The following is a 21,851-nucleotide window of genomic DNA, read 5'->3' on the forward strand; positions in this document are numbered from 1 at the left end:
ATGTACCCACACGTCCGGGTGTTTGCTGAAGCGAGCTTTCAACCTTCCCCTGAGGACTGAATCTTGACTTTCCCGATCAATAAACTGTCCCTTCGATCACTCGTAGGAGACGGCTTCTATTTACCCCACGAAATCGTTGGTCAGCCTCTGCGTCCTGCTGACTTCCAAGCGCTGACGATCAGCAGCTTTCGTACCAGTGACGATGTGCATTTGAGCTACTGGGAAGCAGGTAGCGGCCGCCCCTTGATCTTCATACCGGGATGGTCGGCGAACGGCGCGCTGTATTTCCACCTCATGCACATCCTAAGCAAGCATTATCACGTGTATGTGCTGGACGTTCGTAACCAGGGTCTTTCGCAACGTGTCAACTACGGGACTCGCATCTCCCGCTTCGCCATGGATGTGAAAGAACTTGCCGAGCATTTGAACATCGCCCAGGCAGATTACTGCGGCTGGTCCATGGGCGCCTCCGTGATGTGGGCCTACATCGACCTGTTTGGCACCCAAGGCATCCGTACACTGAGCATCATTGACCAGGCGCCTTCGATCTACTGCCATGCGGACTGGTCGGAGCAGGAGCGTCTTGAGGCTGGCGCATTCACCAGCTCCGTTGAACGCATGATCGCGTCGTATACGAGCATGACCCCAACCAACCAGCTGGTTTCGGCCAATCATGTGTTCGAGCGCGCCATGGCACTTGATTCGCCCTATTATCACAATGCAATGAGCCTGGTAGAGGCGGTCGTCGAAGACGACATGGCATTCACCGGACGCGTACTCTTCGACCATGCCACCAATGATTGGCGCGACGTCATTCGTACAAAAATAGATGTACCGACTGCAGTATTCTCAGGTGAGTACAGTGATTGGCTGGAAAGCCAGCGATGGATGTGCAGCGTAATCCCGGATTCAGTACTGCATGTCTATACCAAAGCCGAGCACGGCGACCATTTTCTGGCCTTCAAGAACCCTGAGAAATTCAGCGCGGATCTGCACGCTTTCATAGCAGGCGCATCCTGATGGATGAGGTTCGCAACCTTACTATCTTGCCAGCTTAAACGAGAACTGAGTCTCCGCGATCGACTGCCTGATTGCCGCGAAAAGCCAAGACCTGAAGTCTTGGCTTTTCTATTTCGGCCGCTACCAATAATCTCACCAAACGAGATTATTAATCACAATTTGGCTTATTTATCTCATTTTTCTAGCCTATAGAATGGGCTCATCGAAAACGCAAACCAACGATGAGAGGTAGCTATGAAAATCACAGTAATTGGCACCGGCAACATGGGTTCGGGTTTTGCCAAACAACTCTCCAAGGCAGGTCATACCGTGCGCATAGCCGGCCGCGATCTCGCCAAGGCCAAAGCGCTGGCAGAGCAGTATCCGAATGTCACCGCGTACGCCGCATCCGAAGCCTTGGGCGACAGCGATGCCGTGATTATTGCGACCGCCTACGAAGATGCAGTCCCTGCGTTGCACGGTCTGGGCGACCTGAACGGTAAGGTGGTGATCGATATCACCAACCCTCTCAGCGCTAGCTACATGTCGCTGACCATTGGCCATTCATCCAGCGCTGCTGAGGAAATTGCCAAGGCGGTGCCACAAGCGCACATCGTAAAAGCCTTCAACACCCTGTTCGCCCAGGTGCTCGCCGACGGCCCAGAATTCGCCGACAACCAACGCGGCACTGTGTTTGTTGCCGCCGACCATGAGCGCGCCAAACAAACCACCATGGCACTGGCCCAAAGCATGGGCTGGAACACCACTGACGCCGGTGGGCTGATCAATGCGCGGTACCTGGAGCCTTTGGCCGGGTTCAACATCTATCTCGGCTATGGCGCCGGCATGGGGACGTCGATTGCCCCAGTGTGGTTGAGCAAGTAATCGTTTATTGAGGATATGCCATGAACACGTCTTTACCTGTTCTCTTTGTGTCTCATGGTGCTCCCATGTTCGCAATCGAGCCCGGCCAAGCTGGCGAACAACTGGCCAAGCTCGGTCGCGAGCTGACGCAACCTCGGGCCATTGTGGTCATCTCGCCGCACTGGATGACCCGCGGCGAAGTCTGCGTCACGGCGAGCACTCATCCGGAAACCATCCATGATTTCGGTGGTTTCCCAGACGCGCTGTACGAGCTGCAATATCCAGCACCCGGTGCACCGCCTCTGGCACAGGAGATCGCGGACCTTTTGAACGATGCCGGCTGGAAGGCACGGTTGGATGCCCGCCGCGGGCTTGATCACGGCGCATGGGTACCACTTCTATACCTTGCGCCCGAAGCGTCCACGCCCGTGATCCAAGTCTCCATGCCGATGCCAATTGATACACATAGCGCGTTGAGGCTGGGCCAGGCATTGAAGCCCCTGCGCGACATGAACGTGTTGATCGTCGCGTCGGGCAGCCTGACCCATAACCTTTACGAATTCAGGGGTGCAAGTACTCAAGGCGAGGCGTACGTCAAGCAATTTGCAGCCTGGACAGCGCAGGCACTTACGGCTGGAGATACCGCACAAGTTCTGGATTATCGGCGCTTGGCACCTGCCGCCGAGCGGGCACATCCCACCGACGAGCACTTCCTGCCATTGCTCATTGCCTTAGGCGCTGCGGGGGAAACCTACCAGACACGGGTTCTAGAGGGTGGCATCACCTACGGTGTACTGGCGATGGACAGTTATCTTTTCAACTCGGTGGCACAAGCGCGCACCGAGCCGACTCAGTTCAACAGAGGCAATGCCAACAATGCGTGACACTACGTTCTCCGACCCCGCTCGCGAACCAGGTACGGGTCTGATTTTCCGTAAGGCGTGCACCGCTTCGGCGCCTAAAGGACGCCTTATCCTGCTGCACGGCGTTGGTTCCAACGAAGCCAATCTGGCGAGCCTGGCTGCCTCGCTGCCCGAAGAGCTCGAAGTGATTCTGCTTCGTGGTCCTTTGCAGCTCAGCCCCCAAGGATTTGCCTGGTTCCAGGTAACGTTTACCAACGACGGCCCCTCGTACAATGAAGTGCAGGCTGAGACGAGCCGTCAACTTCTCCTGCGCTTCATTGATGCCCTCCCCGCGTTGCCGACTGTGATTGCCGGCTTCAGCCAGGGCGGCATCATGAGTGCCAGCGTTGCCCTCACCGAGCCTGAGCGGGTGGCAGGCTTTGCGATCCTCAGCGGCCGTATGCTGCGTGAGCTGGCTCCCCTCATCGCCGAACCGTATCGTCGCACACATCTGCGCGCATTCATTGCCCACGGCCACGACGACAACGTGCTGCCCGAGCGCTGGGCGAAAGAAGCTGACGCCTGGCTGAGCACGCTTGGGGTCGCCCACGAAACGCACTACTACAACATGGGTCACGAAATCGTTGCGCCAGAGCTGGCTGACTTCTCGCAATGGCTGGACAAAACCTTTGCACTCCCCCCTGGGCGTTGAGCACTCAGGTATCCTCTTGGGTAGCACTTTCGTCTACCTGGTAAGTCTGCATGACTGACGACACGTTCAGCGGAATCAATATATTCCTGGTAACAGCACGCTCAGCTACCTTCACCGAAGCCGCTGAGCGCTTGGGGCTCTCGAAATCTGCAGTTGGCAAAGCCATTGCCAGGCTGGAAGAGCGGCTAGGGACGAGTCTGTTCTATCGATCCACGCGGAAACTGTCCCTCTCGCCTGATGGCGAAGCCTACTTTGCCGTCTGGTCATCGGCGCTGGAGGAGATACGTTCAACCGAGAGCAGCTTTGGCAGTCAGCTGGGTGTTCCAGCAGGTCGGCTTAGGGTGGACATGCCCGTGGCGTTCGGCAAACAAGTGGTGCTGCCCGTATTGCTGAGCATGAGTCGCCGCTTCCCGCAGTTGCAGTTGACCTTGACCTTCAGCGATCAGTTGGTGAACCTGACGGACGAGGGAATCGACCTGGCCATCCGATTCGGCAGCGTCGACAGCGTGCCAGGTTTGGTCGCGCGGCGCTTGACCTCACACCGCTGGGTAACCTGCGCGTCCCCGGAATATCTCGCCGAATTCGGTTGTCCCAAGACACTCGAAGACATGGCCGGCCACCGCGCCATCGTTGGCTATCGTCGTGGCGGCTTGTTGCCGTGGAAGATGACCAAGGCGGGCCAGCCTATGAAGTATTCGCCGCCTGCGACATACCAGTTCGATGACGCAGAGGCCATGATCGCGGCAGCCGTGGCTGGCTTGGGGATTTGCCAGATGCCCATCTGCCTGCTGGAACAATCGATCGCGAAGGGCGCACTCGTGCCGGTGCTGCAGGACTATGAGCCGGAGCCTGTCGAGGTTCATGCACTATGGTCCAGAAGCAATCATCTACGACCTAAGATTCGTTGTTTGGTCGATGAGCTACTGGGCCTTTTTGCAGCATCGCCCAACCCAGCGTCACTCCGTTGATGGCCCATTACCGGACAGGTTAGGAACAAGCACCTGAGCATCGATGCTCTTGATAGCGGTAGATAAATCCTTGAGCATGTCGGCGCCTGGGGCCACTGACTCAGGCTCGCTAACCACGCATGAGTAAGGACCCGACTGCCCGTGAAATTTCATCAAATAAAAGCATTGGTAGCTGTTCACCAAACCGGCAGCCTTAGCGAGGCATCTCAAGCGCTGCATGTCACGCAGCCTGCATTGAGCCGTTCGATCAAGGAACTGGAGGGCGAGCTCGGTCTATCGCTCATGCAACGGTCGCACAAAGGCATGACCCTTACCGATGAGGGAAGGCGCCTGATTCGCCATGCGCAGTCCTCCATGGAGAGCTTGCGTCGGCTGCAATTGGAAGCTGAGAACATCAAGGATATGCAGGTCGGTGAAGTCACCGTTGGCGTAACTTCCTTGACGGCCGTGTTGAAAGGGATGGGTGAAAGTATCACTGCCTTCCAGATACGTAACCCGAGAGTGCGCATAAGGCTGATAGAACTACGCCCCTACCAGATCATCCAGCAGATACGCGACGGCACGCTGGATTTCGCCATCACTTCGCAACAGCACACGCAGCGGCTCAACCTGGATTGGGAATCGCTGAGCCGGATGCCCGGTTTGGTCGTCTGCCGAAAAACCCATCCACTCAGGGCTGCACGCTCGCTTCGCCACCTGCTTCAGGCCAGTTGGGTCAGCCTCGATGCGATCCACGATCACTCTTCGCAGTTCTACCAGATGTTCGAAGACAACCACATTCAACCGCCTGCGCGCATAACCGAGTGCTCGTCGGTGCTGCTGGCGCTTCATCTACTCCATCACTCCGACGCGTTCATGACATTGAGCGAAGCGGGTCTGGACAACATGCTCACTCAGGGGTTGAGCAATGAACTGGTTCAGGTTCGGGTAGAGGAAAGCATTCCTGAATACCCCATTTATCTGGTCTGTACTGACCGCCACTCGCTGACCACCTCAGCCCGCGACCTGTACTACGAGGTCCGTGCATCGTTAAGCACGAGTGAGCCTCTGCGCACCTGAGTATTCATACCGTTGGTGGATAGAACACAAGATCAGCCATAGAAATATCGCAAGGGCTTGCGATTTGGTTAAGGGCCCTTGAAAGTCATCTGAAAGGTGTACGTGTAGGGGCTCTTACAGCATCGTTGCGTCAGATTTTTCCGTATTAGCCGCTTGAGGCGGGCGCAAAAAGTGCGTCTGTGCGGTTATCGAACCATTGGGCTCAGTTTCAGTGCGCTTGGCTCCGGCAAACACTACAGGGATTAACCATCGGTTAAGTCGCGCCTAAAAGCGTAAGTGCCAGGCAGTAAAAATTAAATGATAGTCGGGGTACACCAGAACAAGACGGGACCACCCTGATGTCCACTCTCCCTGCACCCGCTTTCACTTGCGACCCCGCTACCGCCCGCTCAGCGTCGAAAAAGGCCACCGTTGCGTGCGCCCTGGGCAACGCGTTGGAAATGTATGACTTCACCATTTACAGTTTTTTTGCTGTGGTGATCGCTAGAAACTTCTTCCCCGCGCAATCAGAAATGGCCTCGTTACTGTTGTCGCTGACAACCTTTGGCGTGGGCTTCCTGATGCGGCCCGTCGGGGCGGTGGTGATCGGCCGGTTCGCCGATCGGCATGGCCGCAAAGCAGCGCTTAGCTTGACCATCGGACTGATGACTCTGGGCACAGCGATGATCGCGTTTGCCCCGACGTACCACCAGATTGGCGTGGCGGGTACGTTGATACTCATCGTAGGCCGGTTGACGCAAGGGTTCTCAGCGGGTGGAGAAATTGGTACCGCATCAGTATTCCTCATGGAATCCAGCAGCACCGCCAATCGCTGTCAGAATGTCAGTTGGCAGGCTGCAAGCCAAGGCTATGCCGCATTGGTTGGGGCTGGCGCCGGGCTTCTATTGAGCACGCTCTTGACCGCAGAAGATCTCGAGCAATGGGGCTGGCGTATCCCGTTCATGCTGGGTCTGCTTATCGGACCGGTTGGTTGGTATATCCGCCGCTGCTTGCCTGAAACGCATGAATCGCAACCCGCGGCCAGCGAAGGACTCTGGCGTGATCATTTCGACCTGCGTCACACGCTGCTCGCCATTGGCCTCATGGCCAGCGCGACCATCAGCATTTACCTGTTCATTTTCTACATGCCGGCCTATCTGACCTCTGCGCTCGGCTACCCACAGCGCAGTGCCCTCGCTGTTGCCTGTGTTGCCAGCGCATGCTTGGCGGTGATCACCCCCTTGGCAGGACGATTTGCCGACCGCCACGTTCTGCGCAAAAAGCTGCTGTTCTGGACCATTGCGTTGCCAGTAGTGCTCGCGGGTCCGGCCCTGTACGTACTGAGCCTGAGTACCAACCTGTTCCTGGCGATGTTGGTGATCGCAATTCTGGTTTTGCCTGGCTGCATCGGCTCAGGGGCGTTCTTCGCCTTGATCATGGAAGGTTTTCCCAAACCATCGCGCGTCCTCGGTACGGCCGTTAGCTACAGCTTCGGTGTGACCCTATTCGGTGGCTTCTCCCCTTTGATCGCTACATGGCTTACCGGCGCACTGGAAAGCCCGCTGGCGCCAGCGCTCTATCTACTCGCAGGCGGCGTCATAAGCCTGCTGTGTCTGGCGCTTTATCCTGAAAACCCTGGAAGGGACTAACCCATGAACGCGGTTACAGAAATCAATCCAACCTCCGAGGTACAAGCCTTCGTAAACCTTCGTCGTCAGATTCATATGATGCCAGAGCTGGGTGGCGAGACGCCTGCCACGGCAGCGCTGGTCGCCGAAAAACTGGCCTCTTGGGGTTACGAAGTTCATCGCGGCATCGGCGGGCATGGGCTGGTCGGGGTGCTGCGTAAGGGAAGCAGCCCACGCAGCATCGGCTTGCGTGCCGACATGGATGCGCTCCCCATGCAGGAAGAAAACCGCTTTGCACACGCAAGCCAGATAGCGGGTCGCATGCATGCCTGTGGCCATGATGGCCACACCGCCATTCTGCTTGCGGCAGCTTGGCGGCTCGCCGACTCTGTGGATTTTGATGGCACCCTCAATCTGATTTTCCAGCCAGATGAAGAAGGACTATGCGGCGCGAAAAAGATGATGGAAGACGGATTGTTCACACGTTTTCCATGTGATGCCATCTTCGCCCTTCATAACCTACCCGGTATTCCTGTCGGTACAGCGGTTGTGCAAACAGGGCCTACCATGGCGGCCTCGCAGCAGGTAAGCATTGAAATTCAAGGGCGTGGTGGCCATGGTGCCATGCCTGAACGCAGCGTCGATCCCTTCCCGGTCATCGCCAGCCTCATCAATGCCATACAAACCATCAAGTCGCGCAACCTGGCGGTCGATGAACATGCCGTCATCAGTATCGGGATGGTAAAGGCGGGCACTGTTTACAACATCATCCCGGATACAGCTTCGATGTTGTTAAGCGTGCGAACCGACACACCGGAAACAGAGCAGAAGATCAATCGCAGGCTGGAAGAAATTGTGCGTGGACACGAGCAGCTGTACGGCGTGACCATCAATCTGCGAACCGTCCAACTGGCGCCGGCGCTGGTTAATAGTACGCTCGAAACGCACAAGGTCCGCCAGTGCCTTGAGCCTCTATTCGCCCCAGGCACCCTGCTCTCGCAAGGTAAAAAAATCATGGCCACGGAGGATTTCGCGTGGATGTTGGCCCGAGTTCCGGGTTGCTATTTTTTCCTGGGCAATGGCGAGGGTGAGTTTCACGGCTGCTCAGTCCATAACCCGCATTATGACTTCAATGATGAACTGATTCGTTTGGGGTCGGATTGTTGGGTCAAGATTGTGCAAGGGTACCTGAGCTGATCTGTCACGGATGCTCCCCCAAGCTTTCGCTCAGGGGGAGCACTCTGACGAGTGCATTTGGCACTGATCGGTCTACGTGCACATTTCAACGCCCAAGCCCCCACATGTCCATGTGCGCATTCAGCACCTGGCATGTTCAGAATCTGAACACTGCCGAAAGGATTGTGTCCCAGGAAGTGGTGTAACTCATCATGGCTCTGGCCACTGAGTTTGTCGTTTAGTTGATCACGGCCGACAGCTTGGCCTGTGGATTATCGCTGACCGCTTCGAAGGCCTCCAACTGCAAGTAGCGTCTTTGCAGGCACCACTCGTCGTTCTGCTCCAGCAGCATCGCGCCTACCAGCCGTGTGATGGCCGGATCGTTGGGAAAAATCCCCACGACATCGGTGCGGCGTTTGATTTCAGCGTTGAGCCGTTCAAGCGGGTTGGTGCTGTGTAACTGCTGTCGGTGGGCTTTTGGAAACGCCATGTGAGCCAGCACTTCATCCTCGCAGCCGTCCATGAGTGTCGCGATCTTGGGGTATTTTTCGCGCAGTTGATCAGCGACCAAGCGCCATTGCTGATGGCATTCGGCACGGCTGTCCTGGGCGAAGACCGTGCGCAGCAGCGCCGCTACCATGGTGCGCTGGCCCTTGCCGACATGGGCCATGGCGTTGCGCATGAAGTGCACACGGCAGCGCTGCCAAGTCGCGTTGAAGACCTTAGAAACAGCTGCCTTCAGGCCTTCGTGAGCATCGGAAATGACCAGCTTCACGCCCCTCAGACCTCGGCGCATGAGGCTGCGCAGGAAGTCTGTCCAGAACGGCTCGGCCTCAGACGGGCCGACCCGCATGCCCAGCACTTCGCGACCACCGTCAGTGTTTACGGCCACGGCAATTATTACGGCGACCGAGACGATCCGCCCGGCCTCCCGCACCTTGACGTAGGTGGCATCAATCCAGAGATAGGGCCAGTCACCTTCAAGCGGGCGATCAAGGAACGCGTGAACGCGTTCGTCAATCTCGCATGCCAGCCGTGACACCTGGCTTTTGGAAATGCCGGTCATGCCCATGGCCTTCACCAGCTCGTCCACCGAGCGTGTTGACACGCCTTGGATGTAAGCCTCCTGAATGACCGCCGCCATGGCCTTTTCGGCGGTGCGTCGAGGTTCGAGGAAGCCAGGAAAGTTGCTGCCTTGGCGCAGCTTGGGGATCTTCAGGTCGACGTCGCCGGCGCGGGTTTGCCAAAGGCGGTCACGGTAGCCGAAGCCAGCACCGCACAGGCCTTCGACGTCGAACTCCATCATGCGCTGGGCAACGAACTGGATCATTTGCTTGAGCAGATCAGCATCTGCCCCTTTCTCAACCAACTCGGTCAATGCGATAGTGGGCTTGGTCATCGTGGTTTCTCTGGTGAAGGTTAAGTCCGCAAACTCAACGTTAGCCAAGAACCACGATGACCATCCTCTTTCGCCCGCAGGGCGCCTTCGGCTGGTTCAGCTACACCACTTCCCGGGACACGATCTAACTCAAGATCCATGCATCGGCGTGCTGGTCTGACAAAGAAGCTGGCAGGCGTCAACGTTGCTGGCCTCAGTGCTTCTTCTCCCCTTCATTACGCGCTGTTTTCTGCGCGGTCGAATCATGATCGGTGCCTGATGAGCCATCCGGTCTATGTGCATCGTTGTCGCGTTCTTCTTCACCTTGGGATTTTGATGGGGCCTGTGGCCTATGCCCGGTGTCGGTGTGCTTTTTCATGGCTACCCTACCCTTATCTCTGTCATTCAAATAACACTTCGGAGCCCGGCGTGCTACCTAAATTGATGCTGACGCGGGCAATGAAGTTCAAGTCAAGAACCCAAGCGAACCTACGCTGAACCGGTGAACCATTTACATAGCTGACACGTCCACCACAAAAGAACAACGAGTCGACATCAAAATGGCAAGTGATCCCGTACTGGCCGTGCTTGGATACCTCAAAGACCACCATCTGGTACTTACCACTGCCGAGTCCTGCACAGCAGGCTGCATGGTCGCTCTGCTAGCGGCATTCCCAGGTACAGGCGAGGTGCTCGAAAGCGGCTACGTAGTGTATTCCCCCTCCGCCAAGAAGCGTCTGCTAGGTGTAAGCGCGGAGACCATCGAACGATACGGGCTGACTAGCGAACCAGTCGCCTGGGAGATGGCTCTAGGGGCTTTGAAGGACAGCGATGCCAATGTCGTTATTGCAACTACCGGTGTAGCCGGGCCTAGCCCAGCATCTGGAGTTCTACCCGGCACGCTGTGCTTTGCGTGGGCATTTGCCGGGGAACCAATTGCCGTATTTACCGGTACCCAGCGTTTTTTTGGAGAGCGAGCGCAGGTCATGCATGACGGGGCTGTCTACGGACTGACCCGCCTGATCCATTATCACGAGCGCTGGCTTCGTGGGGAGCGCGCCTGAGGTTTAGGGCTATGGCGGATGATGAACTGGTGTCGAGACAGCAGCCTGTCCAGGAAGACATGACCATGCAGCAGCGCGTCTGGCGCTTCGAACGCGTGGGTTGGTACCTGTTGGTCGTCATTGTCTTACTTGGATTGGCCGGCGTATTCGGTAATGGCCCACTCAGCAATGCTCAGGTCACGAGCGCTGATGGCCGTCTGCATGTTGAGTATCAACGCCTGAGCCGCAGTGGCACAACTGACAGCTTGCGCATCACTGTACGCGGCAGCGCCCGAGAACCCATCATGGTGCAGCTAGATGGTTCACTACTGCGCGAAGCCAGCATCGAAACCTTACAACCTCAACCACAAGCCTCGCTCTCACAGGGCCAGGCCATCTTGCTGCAACTGGGAACCAGCGAGGATGGCATTGCCACGCTCTATCTGACCTTACGCAGCGAGTATGTTGGAACACTGGAATGCGCGGTGCGCGCAGGCCCATCCAGTGCAGTCCACTTCTCTACCTTCCTATTCCCTTAGGAGCGAGTAATGGATTCAATCCTTCGCGCAGCAGGCATGTACATCGCCCTCATGCTGTTGTTTCGCGTTGCAGGCAGACGTTCCTTAGCTGACTTGACGACCTTTGATTTTGTGCTGCTGTTAATCATCGGCGAAGCGACCCAACAGGCTTTGCTGGGCGATGATTTTTCCTTCACCAATGCCATGTTGGTCATCGCGACGCTGATCGTCCTGGATGTCGGACTGTCGCTCGCGAAACTCAATTCCAAGCCTTTGGCGCGACTGCTGGACGGCCACGCTACGCTGGTCGTTGAGCATGGCCGTTTTCTGCACCACCGTATGCACCGAGCGCGGCTCACTGAAGACGATATTCTTGAATCTGCGCGCGATAGCCAAGGAATCGAAAAAGTGGAGCAGATCAAATTTGCCATTGTCGAGCGCAACGGCAAGATCTCGATCATTCCCAACGAGTGACATCCTCTAGGAGCCTCGGGCCGGCCACGGCGCCCCGCCTATTTAACTAAGGAGAATGGCGTGGTGAGGCTCAATTTTGGAGTAGGCATCAGACTCCGCTGGGTGGTCAGCCATTCTCGCATTTTGCTGGTGTCGAAGATCTGCCCCTGCTCCATCATCGGCAAAATGAGTGATTGGGACATGCGATAGCCTCCGCACTCCGAACAATGCCGCTCTTCCCACCCCGTCGCACATTCCTCGTTATCGTATGCGGAACCCAGTCCTCCAGGATGAACTCCAAATCCAAAGGGATCCGGGTTACTCGCAAGCGCATTGACTGACGGAAAATGGCTCTAGGTTTATGGAAACGGTCTGGAATGGTTTGATGGAACATTGGATTGAGCTGCTGAAATGGCCAGCGATGGCGGTCACAGTACTGGCAGCCTGGTGTATTGGATCGCACCGCCCTGGGCGGCGCAAATTGGGCTTCTGTTGCTTTATCGCAAGCAACATTTTATGGACGGTCTGGGGATGGCATGCCCAAGCTTGGGCATTGATTGTGCTTCAAGTAGTGCTGTGTCTTATGAATTTTAGGGGTTGGAAGAAGAACACAGCAGCCGAGCTGCGGTCATGACCGTCCGGCTGTAATACCCCTTCTTATCGGCGGTATTGATAATCGAGTCTGCGCTTAGCCGCGTGTCGTACTCACCGGCCCTACTTCGAGCGCGATCGCTGCATAAAATCGGGCTTGCGACGCAAAGCCTCGCCGATTGTCGCAGTCAGCTCAGGAGTCCTTACTGCCTCTCGTTATCGAGCAGTGCGGCCGCTTCTCGCATGAAAATCTCCAAAGTTTTACTGCCAATTCCCTCAAAACTTAAAAGCCAGCGCTCGAATGTGGGCAGGTCAATGAGACCTTGGCGTAAGCCGATAAGCTGAGCATCCAGATGACTGGACAGCCCAGCCCCCAACGTATGCAGCCGTCTCGCAGTGGACTGGTCATATCTGGCATAACCAGCCTGGCCAAGCCATTCGACCAGCTGTTGGTGAGAGCATCGGGCAAGCTTGGCGGGTGTGTCCAGGCCATGCCGATCAACCAAGCTCCGATAGGTCTCCACCGCGACAGTTGAGCGAATCCTTTTACCGATGAGAAAGCTTGCGAGCAGCCACTTGTACAAACCGTGACTGCTCGTTTCGCTGAGCTCAATCCCAAGGTCCCTAGCGTTTACTGGGATCACCCCTTTGAACGCCTCGGATCAGCAGACCGCGGGGAGGTGCGTTCTTCTTCGAGGGTGCCATCCGCCTTGTGGATCTCTTCCGGGCCCTCAGTCTTAGGTTGCATAGCTACCTCCAGTGTGATCTGCCTGGCGCTACGCGCCACCTGCCCCTTCCGAAAACTTCTTAAAATCAACAGGGGTAGGTATGAACTCCGGCCCCTGCCCCGCTAACCTCCATCTCACCTCGGAAATGCCATAGCGCTCCGCCATAGGCCGGCTCACCAGCTTGATATTGTGCTGACCAAACCTCGGAATGATGCCGACACCGGCATCGCAGCTCGCCCAGTGCCAAGCATTAGCGTTATCCATCTTCTCGAGGCGGATGATGAATGTCCGATGATCGCCGTGCAGTTCATACTCGATCACGTACAGTTGAAGTGCTGACACAAGAATCCCTCCCTATAGTGCATGTCTTATGGAGGTATCGAATGTGAGAAAAATTCAGTTGAGAAGCGCAGCGGCTCGGTGCCGCCGTCTCTCTCAAACCTCATCGATGGCAGGCTCATCACGCTCAATCAATTCAGAACGTCGCATTTTCCGCGAAGCGGCCATTGCGCCAGCCCCGTCTGGGTAAAGTACCTTACAGAGCGCTTTCATCAACGCTCAGATAACGCTGCCTGAGATTGCCAAGAGAGCACAGAGCCATGATGAGCCACTGATACAGGGATTATATCTACCGTGCGTCCTCGCAGAAGCGGTGAATGGCCTGGCAAGCCGCACGCAGCGACTCGTCATCCAGCGCGTAAGCAATGCGCAAATAGCCCGGTAGACCAAAAGCACTGCCCTGAACGACTGCAACATTGGCCTCCTCCAGCAACGCCAGGGCCACAGCCTCGTCATTGACCAATTCGCGCCCAGCAGGTGAGCGCTTGCCGATCAGCCCAGAGCAGTCGGCAAAAGCGTAGAAAGCCCCGCCTGGCACCTCGCAACTGATGCCCGGCGCCTGGTTGAGCAACTCGACCATGAAATCACGGCGCCGCTGGAATACTTCGCGGCTGTGGACGATGAAGTCTTTCGGACCGTCCAGGGCAGCGATGGCGGCATGCTGGGAGATGGAACACGCGCCCGAGGTCTGCTGACCCTGAAGCTTCTCCATCGCCTCAAGCAGCCAGCGAGGACCGGTAGCGAACCCGATGCGCCAACCCGTCATGGCGTAGGCCTTCGACACGCCGTTCATGGTCAATGTCCGCGCAGCCAGGCGTGGTTCAACCTGGGCAAGCGTGAGGAAGTCACGGCCGTCGAATATCAGGTGCTCGTAGATATCGTCCGCCAGAATCAGTACTTGCGGATGGGCCAGCAACACCTTTGCAAGTGCCTGCAATTCGTCGCGGTCGTACACGGCGCCCGTGGGGTTGGACGGCGAGTTCAGGATCAGCCAGCGGGTTTTCGGCCCGATGGCTTCGGCCAGCGCTTGCGGGGTCAGCTTGAAGCCAGACTCGGCGCCACAAGCGACGATCCGCGACTCGCCACCGCACAGCTCAACCATTTCTGGATAGCTGACCCAGTATGGCGCGGGGATCACTACCTCGTCTCCTTCGTTCAGGGTTGCGGCCAGGGCATTGAAGATGACCTGCTTGCCGCCACTGCACACCAGCGTGTCCTGCCAGCTGACATCAAGACCATTCTCACGCTGGTATTTGCGTGCGATGGCCTCACGCAGCGTGCGAAGGCCGGCTACCTGGGTATAGCGGGTATGGCCGTTGTCGATCGCACTGATGGCCGCGGCCCGGATGTGCTCCGGTGTATCGAAGTCAGGCTCACCCGCACAGAGCGAAATGATCTTCGCCCCGTCCGCGCGGCGCGCAGCGACGCGGTCGATGATCTTGTAGGTCGCCGAAGGCTTGGCAGCCTCCAGGCGACGGTTCAGCGTTGCCAGGCTCACACGTGCTCCTCCGGGTGGGAGAGGCCCATCAGGTCCATGGTGGTTTTGCCTTCGCGCAGCTTGCCCATGAAAACGGCCTCTTTGTCCGCGCGCTTCTGCCCCTCCCGCAGGGTATGTTCAACGGCATTGGCCGGGATGATGATCACACCATCCTCGTCCGCGACGACAAGATCGCCGGCGCTGACCTGCGCACCGCTGAAATCGAACGGCTTGCCGACCGAAGGCGTGGTGGCCTTGACGGTGCCTTTGACCGAGATGCCACGCGCAAATACAGGGAAACCATGTGCTTCGAGCGCGGCGATGTCGCGCACACCACCGTTGATCACCAGGCCAACGATGCCTGCCGTTTCCGCCGCCACCGTGAGCACCTCACCCCAATAGCCGGCGACGAAGTCGGCGGTATCACACACCAGCACGCTGCCGCGTGGCGCTTTGGCCACGGCCAGGTGCAGGCCCAGGTTGTCACCTGGTGAACACTGCAGCGGGTAAGCCGGCGCGGCGATGAATGCGCCTTTCCAGACAGCGCGGATCTCGCGGTCGACAGCGCACGGCAGCCCGGACGCCTCGTACAGGGTGGAGGTGCCCAGGACCTTTGCAATGTTCTGGTAATCGTGTGGAAGGCTCATGATTGCTTGCTCTGCAGGGAGTGGTAACCGAGGGCGGCACGAGCCTCTTTGAGGCTTTTGCCAGTGGCAATCTGTTCGCGGATTTGCGCTTCGACGTGTTCGATGCGACGTGCCGTTTCAGCAACTTCCTGGGCACGGTCACGCGGGACAATGACGACACCATTGGCGTCAGCGATGACGATGTCGCGGGCACAAACCCGGGCATGGCCAACCGACACCGGCTGGTTGACGGCCACGACCTCGACGCGGTCCTTGCCGGTACGCATGAAGCGGCCTTTGCTGAACAGCGGGTAGCCTTCGCCCAGCGCCTTGTTCACATCGCGGCAGACACCATCAATGACCGTGCCGGCAATACCGCGGGCCAGGGCGTACTGGGTCATGATGTCGCCCCACACCGTGCAATCGGTACGGCCTTCGTTGGCGATGACCACAACGTCGCCGGGTGCTACTTCATCAATGAAGTCACCCACGGTGCCTGGCGGTGTACTTGCACTGACGTACTGGACAGTGAAGGCCGGGCCGACCACGACCTGGCTGTAGTTGGCCAGCGGCGCGATACCAAAGGCCTGACCGGGAAGGCCCAGCTTGTCCATCGCGTCGGACACCCCCGGGGTATCCAGGCCTTGGAACAAGGCGACCAGGTCTTTATCAGAAAGGCTCATATCAGTGCTCCACCTTGATGGCTTCGAATTGGGTGTCGTGCATCACTTCCTCGACCGAACGGCCTGCGCGGACGGCGTCCACCATGCCGGCCTGGCGACGGTCGATACGCTCGGCCAGGTCAAGCACCTTCTCGATGGCACCGGCCGCGACGAAAACGGTGCCGCATGCGTCGGCAATCACGTAGTCGCCTTCATCCACGTCAACGCCAGCCATGCGAACGGTGACAGCCGCGTCGATCTGGATGAGCCTGTTGCGCGCGCTGATCATGGTCACGCCACGGCCGTAGACCGGGTAGCCGATGTCGGCACTGCCGCAGATGTCGCGGCTGAAGCCATCGATGATCGAGCCACGGATGCCTTTGCGCCGCGCGGCGTTGGCCAAGATGTCGCCCCAGCTGGAAATACCGTCAACGCCACCCGCAATCACCAGCACGCGGTCATCGGTGGTGACCTGCTCGATGACTGGGGTAATCAGGTGAACGGTGGGTGCCACGTCCTGCTTTGGCCCTAGCTGCACCGTGCTGGCTCGGCCAACAATCTTCGGGCAGTTCCAGAGCGGCATCAGGCCGTTGGTGGCTCCAGGCAGTTGGAGGAAGTCCAGCGCGTCCGACACCGTATTGGTATCGAGCACAGCCAGGCGCTCAAGCGGGGCTTTCAAGCTCATCGGTTGCAGGCCTCTTGTAAGTGAGGCTTGAGTATCTGCGCGAGCATTTGATACGTATATTACGAAGAAGCTAAGCTTGTCATATCCCAAACCTATGGAAGAATGCCGTGATCAACTTTCGCTTGATACGTCACCTGTGGCTGTTCCTGGCCGTTGCCGAGGACCAGAACTTCAGCCGCGCGGCCAAGCGGCTGGGCATGTCACAGCCGCCGTTGACTGAGCAGATCCAGGCGCTTGAACAGTCCCTTCGTATTCAACTGTTCACCCGCTCCCGCCGTGGCGCTCAGCTCACTGCCGCCGGGGCTGCAATTCTCCCCGCTGTGCGCAAGTTTGCTGATCAGCTGGAGCGGCTGGAGTTGGCGGTTCACGAGGCAGTGGCCGGCCACGCCGGCGTGGTGACCATCGGGGCCATCACCTCGGCCATGATCGATGTGCTGCCCCAGTTGATCGAGCGGTTCAAGCAAGACCACCCGTTGGTCACGGTTTCGGTTCGAGAGATCGATAGCGCAGAGGCGATACCCGCGCTTGAGGCCGGCGATATCGACATCGCCTTTGCACGCCTTGAAGGCAACCTCGGCCGGCATCTGCAGTCCATGCCGCTGTCAGAGGATCGCCTGGCAGTCGCGATGCCCAAGGATCACCCACTGGCCGCCAGTGCAGCCATTGAGCTCAAGGCACTTGCCGATGAAACCCTGGTGATGGCCTCACGAGACGTCAGCCCGGTGTATTTCGACTATCTGGTGGGGCTATGCAAGGCCAGCGGCTTCGCGCCGCGTATCGTGCATCAGGTCCGTTCTGTCACGGCGCAGGTAGCGTTCGTCAGTTGTGGCCAGGGCATCGCTTTGGTGCCCACCTCCATGGACAAGCTTGCTCCTGAAAATGTTTTGGTGCGGCCGTTGCAGCCAGAAGTGAAGGTTGTCACCACCGCCATGGCATGGCACGGCGTAAACGGTAATCCCTTGGTGGATGCGATGATTGACCAGGCCAAGCAGGTTTTTGCGTCATAGGCTGGGCATATGACAAGGTTCGCGGCTTCGTATTTTACAAAATTCTGGGTGGGCCCGACATTGGGGCCTCTGTAAAAGGAGTTCCCACCGTGGCAAACCCTGCTCGCTTCACTCACGAGAAACTGCCGTTGAACATCGACGGCGTGCTGCTGGATCTGGCGGTGATCCATCGTTCCGGCCCCAAGGCACCTATCCTCTTCCTGCATGGGTTCGGTTCTACCAAAGAAGACTATGCCGACATCACGCTGCAGCCCGCATTCGAAGGTCATCCCTTCATTGCCTACGATGCGCCTGGTTGCGGCGAAACCGAATGCGCCGACCTCGCCCGCATCAACATCCCCTTGCTGGTGAAGACTGCCCAGGCCGTACTTGCACATTTTGGCGTCGACCAATTTCACCTGGTCGGCCACTCCATGGGTGGCCTGACCGGGCTGATGCTCGCTGATGCCGCCCCGGATCGAGTGCTGAGTTTCGTCGACATCGAGGGCAATATTGCGCCCGAAGATTGCTTCCTCAGCCGGCAGATCCACGATCACCCGCGCGAAGACGATTTGCGCTTTTTCCGCGACTTCATCGAGCGCACCCGGCTTGCCGCCGACCCTGCCAGCGCACTCTATGCGGCCAGCCTGGCGCACAAGGTACGTACCGGGGCGGTGCGCGGCATCTTCGAGTCCATGGTTGAGCTGTCAGATAACGGCGGTCTGATGGAGAAGTTCCTGGCGCTACCCTTCCCGCGCCAGTACATGTACGGCGCAACCAACGCCCACCTTTCCTATCTGGACGACATCGCTGCCCAAGGGGTGCAACTGGCTTGCATCCCTGATTGTGGCCACTTCCCGATGTACTCCAACCCGGCGCTGATGTGGCAGCACATCAAGGCACTGCAAGACCGCGCCTGACCCCGTTCACCGGCTCCAACCCCTACACGGCTGCTTGCGGCCGTGTGTACCCGCACACCCAGTCATAATAACAATGAGGTTGCGTCATGCTCGAAGCCATCAATGGCTTTCTCTCGGGAAAGCTGCTTATCGTCCTGGTCGTCGGCCTGGGCGCTTATTTCACCGTCAAGACACGGTTTGTGCAGCTTCGCTATTTCCTGCACATGTTCAAGGTGTTCAAGGACAGCCTTACCAGCAGTTCGACTCAAATCAGTTCCTTCCAGGCCCTCATGCTCAGCCTGGCCGGCCGTGTCGGGGCGGGCAACATCGCCGGCGTCGGCGTGGCTGTAACCTTGGGCGGTCCTGGTGCGGTGTTCTGGATGTGGGTTACCGCACTGGTCGGGATGGCCACCACATTGTTCGAATGCAGCCTGGCGCAGTTGTACAAGCGCCACAACGGTAGCGGCCAGTTTCATGGGGGCCCGTCGTTCTACATCGAATACGGGCTGAACAAGCGTTGGCTGGGCGTTGTTATGGCGGTACTGCTGATCGTCACGTTCGGTTTTTCCTTCAATGGCCTGCAGTCACACGCGGTAACCCATTCACTGCAAAATGCCTTTGGCTTTGACCCCGCCTATTCCGGCATCGCCCTGGCCGCCGTGCTAGCGCTGGTGTTCATGGGTGGCATCAAACGCATCGCCAGGGTGGCAGACCTGCTGGTACCGGTGAAAACGCTGGCCTACATAGCGGTTACCCTGTACGTCATTGTGCTGCAATTTGATCACGTGCCCTTGATGCTGTTGACCATCGTGAAAAGCGCGTTCGGGCTCGATCAAGCCTTCGGTGGCCTGATCGGCAGCGCAATCGTGATGGGTGTGAAGCGTGGCGTATTCGCCAACGAAGCTGGCCTGGGCAGTGCACCAAACGTCGCAGCGGTGGCCGAAGTTCGGCACCCTGTCTCACAAGGTGTCGTGCAGGCGTTCAGCGTGTTTTTCGATACGTTCATCATCTGCACCTGCACCGCTTTGCTGATCTTGCTGTCGGGCTTTTATACCGCTGGTTTCGCGGGTGACGGCATCGTGCTGACCCAGAACTCGCTTGCCGCAGTGGTCGGTGACTGGGGCCGCATCTTCATCAGCGTTGCACTTGCGTTGTTCGTGTTCACCTCGATTCTCTACAACTACTACCTGGGCGAAAACAACCTGAGGTTTATTCTGGGCAAGAACCGCAAGGCACTGCTGAGCTATCGCGCCCTGGTGCTGGCCTTGATTCTCTGGGGCTCGGTTCAGGATCTGTCCACGGTGTTTGCCTTCGCCGACATCACCATGACCCTTTCTGCGCTGGTGAACCTCATCGCCCTGGTCCTGCTATGCCGAGTTGGCCTGCGACTGCTCGCAGATTATGACGCACAGCGCAAAGCCGGCGTTGCCGAGCCGGTTCTCACCGCCAGTGCCTTCCACGACCTCAACATAGACAGGACCATCTGGAGCAATGCTCCAGAGCAGGTCGAAAAAGATCAGGGGCTGGGTGTACTCGAACCTGAGCCACCAAAAATATCTTGATGAGCAGGATTCCCAGGCAACCGTAGTGGTTGCCTGGGCTTGGTTTCAGCTTCGTGCATTCGAATAATGAGCCCCAGGACGCAAGCCGGTGTTTTCTTCCACAGCCCCCGTGCCGTCGAGGTAACCGTGCTTGCGTAGATCGGGCATGAGCACTGCGGCAATCAGGGTGATGACGCTCATCGCCGCCACGTAGTAGTAGAAGTACGACTCCACGCCCGCGCCGCGCAGGGACAGCGCCACGTACTCGGCAGTACCGCCACACAGCGCGTTGCCCAAGGCATAGGGCAGCCCTACGCCCAGCGCGCGGACCGTGGCGGGGTACAGGTCCGCCTTCAGCACGCCGGTGACCGGCGTATAGAACGCAGCAATCAGGAGGCCCAGCATGACCAGCGCGAAGGCTTCGTACGGGTTGTTGACGCTCTTGAGCCCCGTGAGCAACGGTACGATCAACAGGCTCGACAGCAGGCCGAAGGCAATCATGCTGTTTCGCGAACCAATCCTGTCAGCCATCATTCCAAACACCGGCTGAAGGCACATGAACACCACCAGCGCGGCTGTCATGATGAAGCTCACGGTCGACGGATCGAAGCCCGCCGAAACCACCAGGTATTTCTGCATGTAGGTGGAGAATGTATAAAAGTGCAGCGAGCAACCCGCAGTGATGGCAATCGTCAGCAGCACTGCTTTCTTGTGCTTCATCAGCGCTTTTATGGAGCCCGCTTCCTTGTGTTTGGCACCTTGGTGGCTTGCCGTTTCAAGCATCGAGCGGCGAAGGTAGACCACTACCAGTGCACTCACTGCACCAATGAAGAATGGAATCCTCCAGCCCCAGGCCTTGAGTTCTTCGATGGGCAGCAGGTTCTGCAGCACAACCACAGTCAGCAATGCCAGCAGTTGCCCGGCAATGATCGTGAAGTACTGGAACGAGCCAAAGAAGCAGCGCTTGCCCGTACTGGAAATCTCGCTGATGTAGGTAGCACCGGTACCGTATTCAGCCCCTACCGAAAGGCCCTGCATCAAGCGGGCAATCAGCAACAGAACCGGCGCGGCCATGCCAATGGTTTCGTAGGTGGGCACCACCGCGATCATCAGCGAGCCCCCACACATCAGAAAGACGGAGATGATCATGGAAAACTTGCGGCCACGCGTGTCAGCGAGGTAACCGAAAATCCACCCGCCCAGGGGGCGCATGAAGAAGCCGACAGCAAAAATGCCGGCCGTTGCCAAAAGTTGTGTGGTCTGGTCGCCCTGAGGGAAAAAAAGCGCGGCAAAGTAGATTGAGGTGTAGGCGTAGATGAAGAAGTCGTACCACTCCACCAGGTTTCCGGAACAGGCGCCGAGAATGGCGCGGATCCGTTGGCGATTGGTCAGGTTACGGATATCAGGCGCAGCAGGATTGTGATTGTTGGCGTGCATGGGGAACTCCAGATCTGAGGCAAACGCGAGGCAAGAACAACAGCGTTGGTCTGCGTCGAGCTACTGGCTTGGAGTCATCACAGGAAAAGCAGGCGGCAGTACGCGGGGCGATGGAACGCACATCATTGGGGGCACCTTCTGGGATCTATTATTTTACAAGCCAGCGAAAGCGCACTGACTTTTATCCCGGGCAAAGCTACGCCCTCACCTGAGTAGCGGCCAGACCCGCTGCCCTCTAGCAGTTATGCCGCGATTGAATAG

General features: G+C 57.9%; 25 protein-coding genes and 1 pseudogene. 15 read left to right on the forward strand and 11 right to left on the reverse strand.

Features of this window, described 5'->3' with window-relative positions; all coding sequences use genetic code 11:
- Positions 1 to 63 precede the first annotated feature (63 nt).
- The 8 genes from ACN6NG_RS14310 to ACN6NG_RS14345 all read left to right on the forward strand — a co-directional run bounded on the left by ACN6NG_RS14310 (position 64) and on the right by ACN6NG_RS14345 (position 8,248).
- Positions 64 to 1,020 carry an alpha/beta fold hydrolase gene (locus ACN6NG_RS14310; protein ID WP_474314612.1) on the forward strand — a complete coding sequence of 319 codons (957 nt, stop codon included), beginning with the start codon at positions 64 to 66 and terminating at the stop codon, positions 1,018 to 1,020.
- A gap of 234 nt (positions 1,021 to 1,254) precedes the next feature.
- Entirely contained in the window at positions 1,255 to 1,884 is a 630-nt protein-coding gene (locus ACN6NG_RS14315) for an NADPH-dependent F420 reductase (protein ID WP_047602736.1), read from the forward strand.
- 20 nt (positions 1,885 to 1,904) lie between these two features.
- Positions 1,905 to 2,747: a DODA-type extradiol aromatic ring-opening family dioxygenase gene (locus tag ACN6NG_RS14320; protein WP_474314614.1), complete on the forward strand. Its 843-nt coding sequence runs from the start codon at positions 1,905 to 1,907 to the stop codon at positions 2,745 to 2,747.
- Positions 2,740 to 3,417 carry an alpha/beta hydrolase gene (locus ACN6NG_RS14325; RefSeq protein ID WP_474314616.1) on the forward strand — a complete coding sequence of 226 codons (678 nt, stop codon included), beginning with the start codon at positions 2,740 to 2,742 and terminating at the stop codon, positions 3,415 to 3,417. The genes ACN6NG_RS14320 and ACN6NG_RS14325 overlap by 8 nt, the downstream gene beginning before the upstream one ends.
- A 50-nt stretch (positions 3,418 to 3,467) precedes the next feature.
- Positions 3,468 to 4,385 carry a LysR family transcriptional regulator gene (locus tag ACN6NG_RS14330; RefSeq protein ID WP_474314619.1) on the forward strand — a complete coding sequence of 306 codons (918 nt, stop codon included), beginning with the start codon at positions 3,468 to 3,470 and terminating at the stop codon, positions 4,383 to 4,385.
- Between the two features lie 141 nt (positions 4,386 to 4,526).
- A complete protein-coding gene (locus tag ACN6NG_RS14335; protein ID WP_014861909.1) occupies positions 4,527 to 5,444 on the forward strand; it encodes a LysR family transcriptional regulator in 918 nt (305 codons plus the stop codon).
- 338 nt (positions 5,445 to 5,782) lie between these two features.
- Entirely contained in the window at positions 5,783 to 7,072 is a 1,290-nt protein-coding gene (locus ACN6NG_RS14340) for an MFS transporter (protein ID WP_474314622.1), read from the forward strand.
- Between the two features lie 3 nt (positions 7,073 to 7,075).
- The gene (locus ACN6NG_RS14345; protein WP_180688097.1) at positions 7,076 to 8,248 is read left to right on the forward strand and encodes a M20 aminoacylase family protein; all 1,173 of its coding nucleotides are present in this window, start codon (positions 7,076 to 7,078) and stop codon (positions 8,246 to 8,248) included.
- Between the two features lie 217 nt (positions 8,249 to 8,465).
- Here the strand turns inward: ACN6NG_RS14345 and ACN6NG_RS14350 are convergent, their stop codons facing one another.
- Positions 8,466 to 9,626, reverse strand: a complete 1,161-nt coding sequence (locus ACN6NG_RS14350) for an IS256 family transposase (RefSeq protein WP_474314624.1) — start codon at positions 9,624 to 9,626, stop codon at positions 8,466 to 8,468.
- A 193-nt stretch (positions 9,627 to 9,819) separates the two neighbouring features.
- Positions 9,820 to 9,984, reverse strand: a complete 165-nt coding sequence (locus ACN6NG_RS14355) for a hypothetical protein (RefSeq protein ID WP_474314626.1) — start codon at positions 9,982 to 9,984, stop codon at positions 9,820 to 9,822.
- A 181-nt stretch (positions 9,985 to 10,165) separates the two neighbouring features.
- Here ACN6NG_RS14355 and ACN6NG_RS14360 point away from each other — a divergent pair, with 181 nt between their 5' ends.
- From ACN6NG_RS14360 to ACN6NG_RS14370, 3 genes are read left to right on the forward strand one after another with little or no spacing between them, the layout of a single operon-like run.
- A complete protein-coding gene (locus ACN6NG_RS14360; RefSeq protein WP_474314628.1) occupies positions 10,166 to 10,669 on the forward strand; it encodes a CinA family protein in 504 nt (167 codons plus the stop codon).
- Positions 10,670 to 10,680: 11 nt separating this feature from the next.
- Positions 10,681 to 11,187, forward strand: coding sequence for a hypothetical protein (locus tag ACN6NG_RS14365; RefSeq protein WP_061203256.1), 507 nt, complete (start codon positions 10,681 to 10,683; stop codon positions 11,185 to 11,187).
- Positions 11,188 to 11,196: 9 nt separating this feature from the next.
- Positions 11,197 to 11,640, forward strand: coding sequence for a DUF421 domain-containing protein (locus ACN6NG_RS14370; protein ID WP_008091015.1), 444 nt, complete (start codon positions 11,197 to 11,199; stop codon positions 11,638 to 11,640).
- 38 nt (positions 11,641 to 11,678) lie between these two features.
- Here the strand turns inward: ACN6NG_RS14370 and ACN6NG_RS14375 are convergent, their stop codons facing one another.
- Positions 11,679 to 11,822, reverse strand: a complete 144-nt coding sequence (locus ACN6NG_RS14375) for a hypothetical protein (protein ID WP_474314631.1) — start codon at positions 11,820 to 11,822, stop codon at positions 11,679 to 11,681.
- Between the two features lie 182 nt (positions 11,823 to 12,004).
- On the opposite strand from ACN6NG_RS14375, the gene ACN6NG_RS14380 reads away from it, so the two are divergent.
- Positions 12,005 to 12,253 carry a hypothetical protein gene (locus tag ACN6NG_RS14380; RefSeq protein ID WP_474314632.1) on the forward strand — a complete coding sequence of 83 codons (249 nt, stop codon included), beginning with the start codon at positions 12,005 to 12,007 and terminating at the stop codon, positions 12,251 to 12,253.
- 160 nt (positions 12,254 to 12,413) lie between these two features.
- Here ACN6NG_RS14380 and ACN6NG_RS14385 read toward each other — a convergent pair whose 3' ends face one another.
- The 7 genes and pseudogenes from ACN6NG_RS14385 to ACN6NG_RS14415 all read right to left on the reverse strand — a co-directional run bounded on the left by ACN6NG_RS14385 (position 12,414) and on the right by ACN6NG_RS14415 (position 16,727).
- Positions 12,414 to 12,794 carry an HhH-GDP family DNA glycosylase gene (locus tag ACN6NG_RS14385; RefSeq protein ID WP_232106893.1) on the reverse strand — a complete coding sequence of 127 codons (381 nt, stop codon included), beginning with the start codon at positions 12,792 to 12,794 and terminating at the stop codon, positions 12,414 to 12,416.
- A 56-nt stretch (positions 12,795 to 12,850) separates the two neighbouring features.
- Positions 12,851 to 12,931: pseudogene (locus tag ACN6NG_RS14390) on the reverse strand (DUF2188 domain-containing protein); the annotation flags it as partial.
- A gap of 55 nt (positions 12,932 to 12,986) precedes the next feature.
- Positions 12,987 to 13,280, reverse strand: coding sequence for a DUF6555 family protein (locus tag ACN6NG_RS14395; RefSeq protein ID WP_061203253.1), 294 nt, complete (start codon positions 13,278 to 13,280; stop codon positions 12,987 to 12,989).
- Positions 13,281 to 13,566: 286 nt separating this feature from the next.
- Positions 13,567 to 14,775: a pyridoxal phosphate-dependent aminotransferase gene (locus ACN6NG_RS14400; RefSeq protein WP_474314635.1), complete on the reverse strand. Its 1,209-nt coding sequence runs from the start codon at positions 14,773 to 14,775 to the stop codon at positions 13,567 to 13,569.
- The gene (locus ACN6NG_RS14405; RefSeq protein WP_474314638.1) at positions 14,772 to 15,401 is read right to left on the reverse strand and encodes an RraA family protein; all 630 of its coding nucleotides are present in this window, start codon (positions 15,399 to 15,401) and stop codon (positions 14,772 to 14,774) included. Before ACN6NG_RS14405 ends, ACN6NG_RS14400 begins: the two co-directional genes overlap by 4 nt.
- Positions 15,398 to 16,063 (reverse strand): RraA family protein, encoded by a 666-nt coding sequence (locus ACN6NG_RS14410; RefSeq protein WP_474314640.1) that lies wholly within the window; start codon positions 16,061 to 16,063, stop codon positions 15,398 to 15,400. The genes ACN6NG_RS14405 and ACN6NG_RS14410 overlap by 4 nt, the downstream gene beginning before the upstream one ends.
- A 1-nt stretch (position 16,064) precedes the next feature.
- The gene (locus ACN6NG_RS14415; RefSeq protein WP_063424284.1) at positions 16,065 to 16,727 is read right to left on the reverse strand and encodes an RraA family protein; all 663 of its coding nucleotides are present in this window, start codon (positions 16,725 to 16,727) and stop codon (positions 16,065 to 16,067) included.
- A 107-nt stretch (positions 16,728 to 16,834) separates the two neighbouring features.
- On the opposite strand from ACN6NG_RS14415, the gene ACN6NG_RS14420 reads away from it, so the two are divergent.
- The 3 genes from ACN6NG_RS14420 (at position 16,835) to ACN6NG_RS14430 (ending at position 20,174) form a co-directional block, all read left to right on the forward strand.
- On the forward strand, positions 16,835 to 17,734 hold the full coding sequence (locus ACN6NG_RS14420) for a LysR family transcriptional regulator (RefSeq protein ID WP_063424285.1): 900 nt from the start codon (positions 16,835 to 16,837) through the stop codon (positions 17,732 to 17,734).
- Between the two features lie 89 nt (positions 17,735 to 17,823).
- Positions 17,824 to 18,633 carry an alpha/beta fold hydrolase gene (locus ACN6NG_RS14425; RefSeq protein ID WP_063424286.1) on the forward strand — a complete coding sequence of 270 codons (810 nt, stop codon included), beginning with the start codon at positions 17,824 to 17,826 and terminating at the stop codon, positions 18,631 to 18,633.
- Between the two features lie 86 nt (positions 18,634 to 18,719).
- Positions 18,720 to 20,174 carry an alanine/glycine:cation symporter family protein gene (locus tag ACN6NG_RS14430; RefSeq protein WP_063424287.1) on the forward strand — a complete coding sequence of 485 codons (1,455 nt, stop codon included), beginning with the start codon at positions 18,720 to 18,722 and terminating at the stop codon, positions 20,172 to 20,174.
- Positions 20,175 to 20,219: 45 nt separating this feature from the next.
- Here ACN6NG_RS14430 and ACN6NG_RS14435 read toward each other — a convergent pair whose 3' ends face one another.
- Positions 20,220 to 21,590, reverse strand: a complete 1,371-nt coding sequence (locus tag ACN6NG_RS14435; protein ID WP_063424288.1) for an MFS family transporter — start codon at positions 21,588 to 21,590, stop codon at positions 20,220 to 20,222.
- Between the last annotated feature and the right edge of the window lie 261 nt (positions 21,591 to 21,851).

The organism is Pseudomonas sp. TSO6 (genome assembly GCF_056098905.1).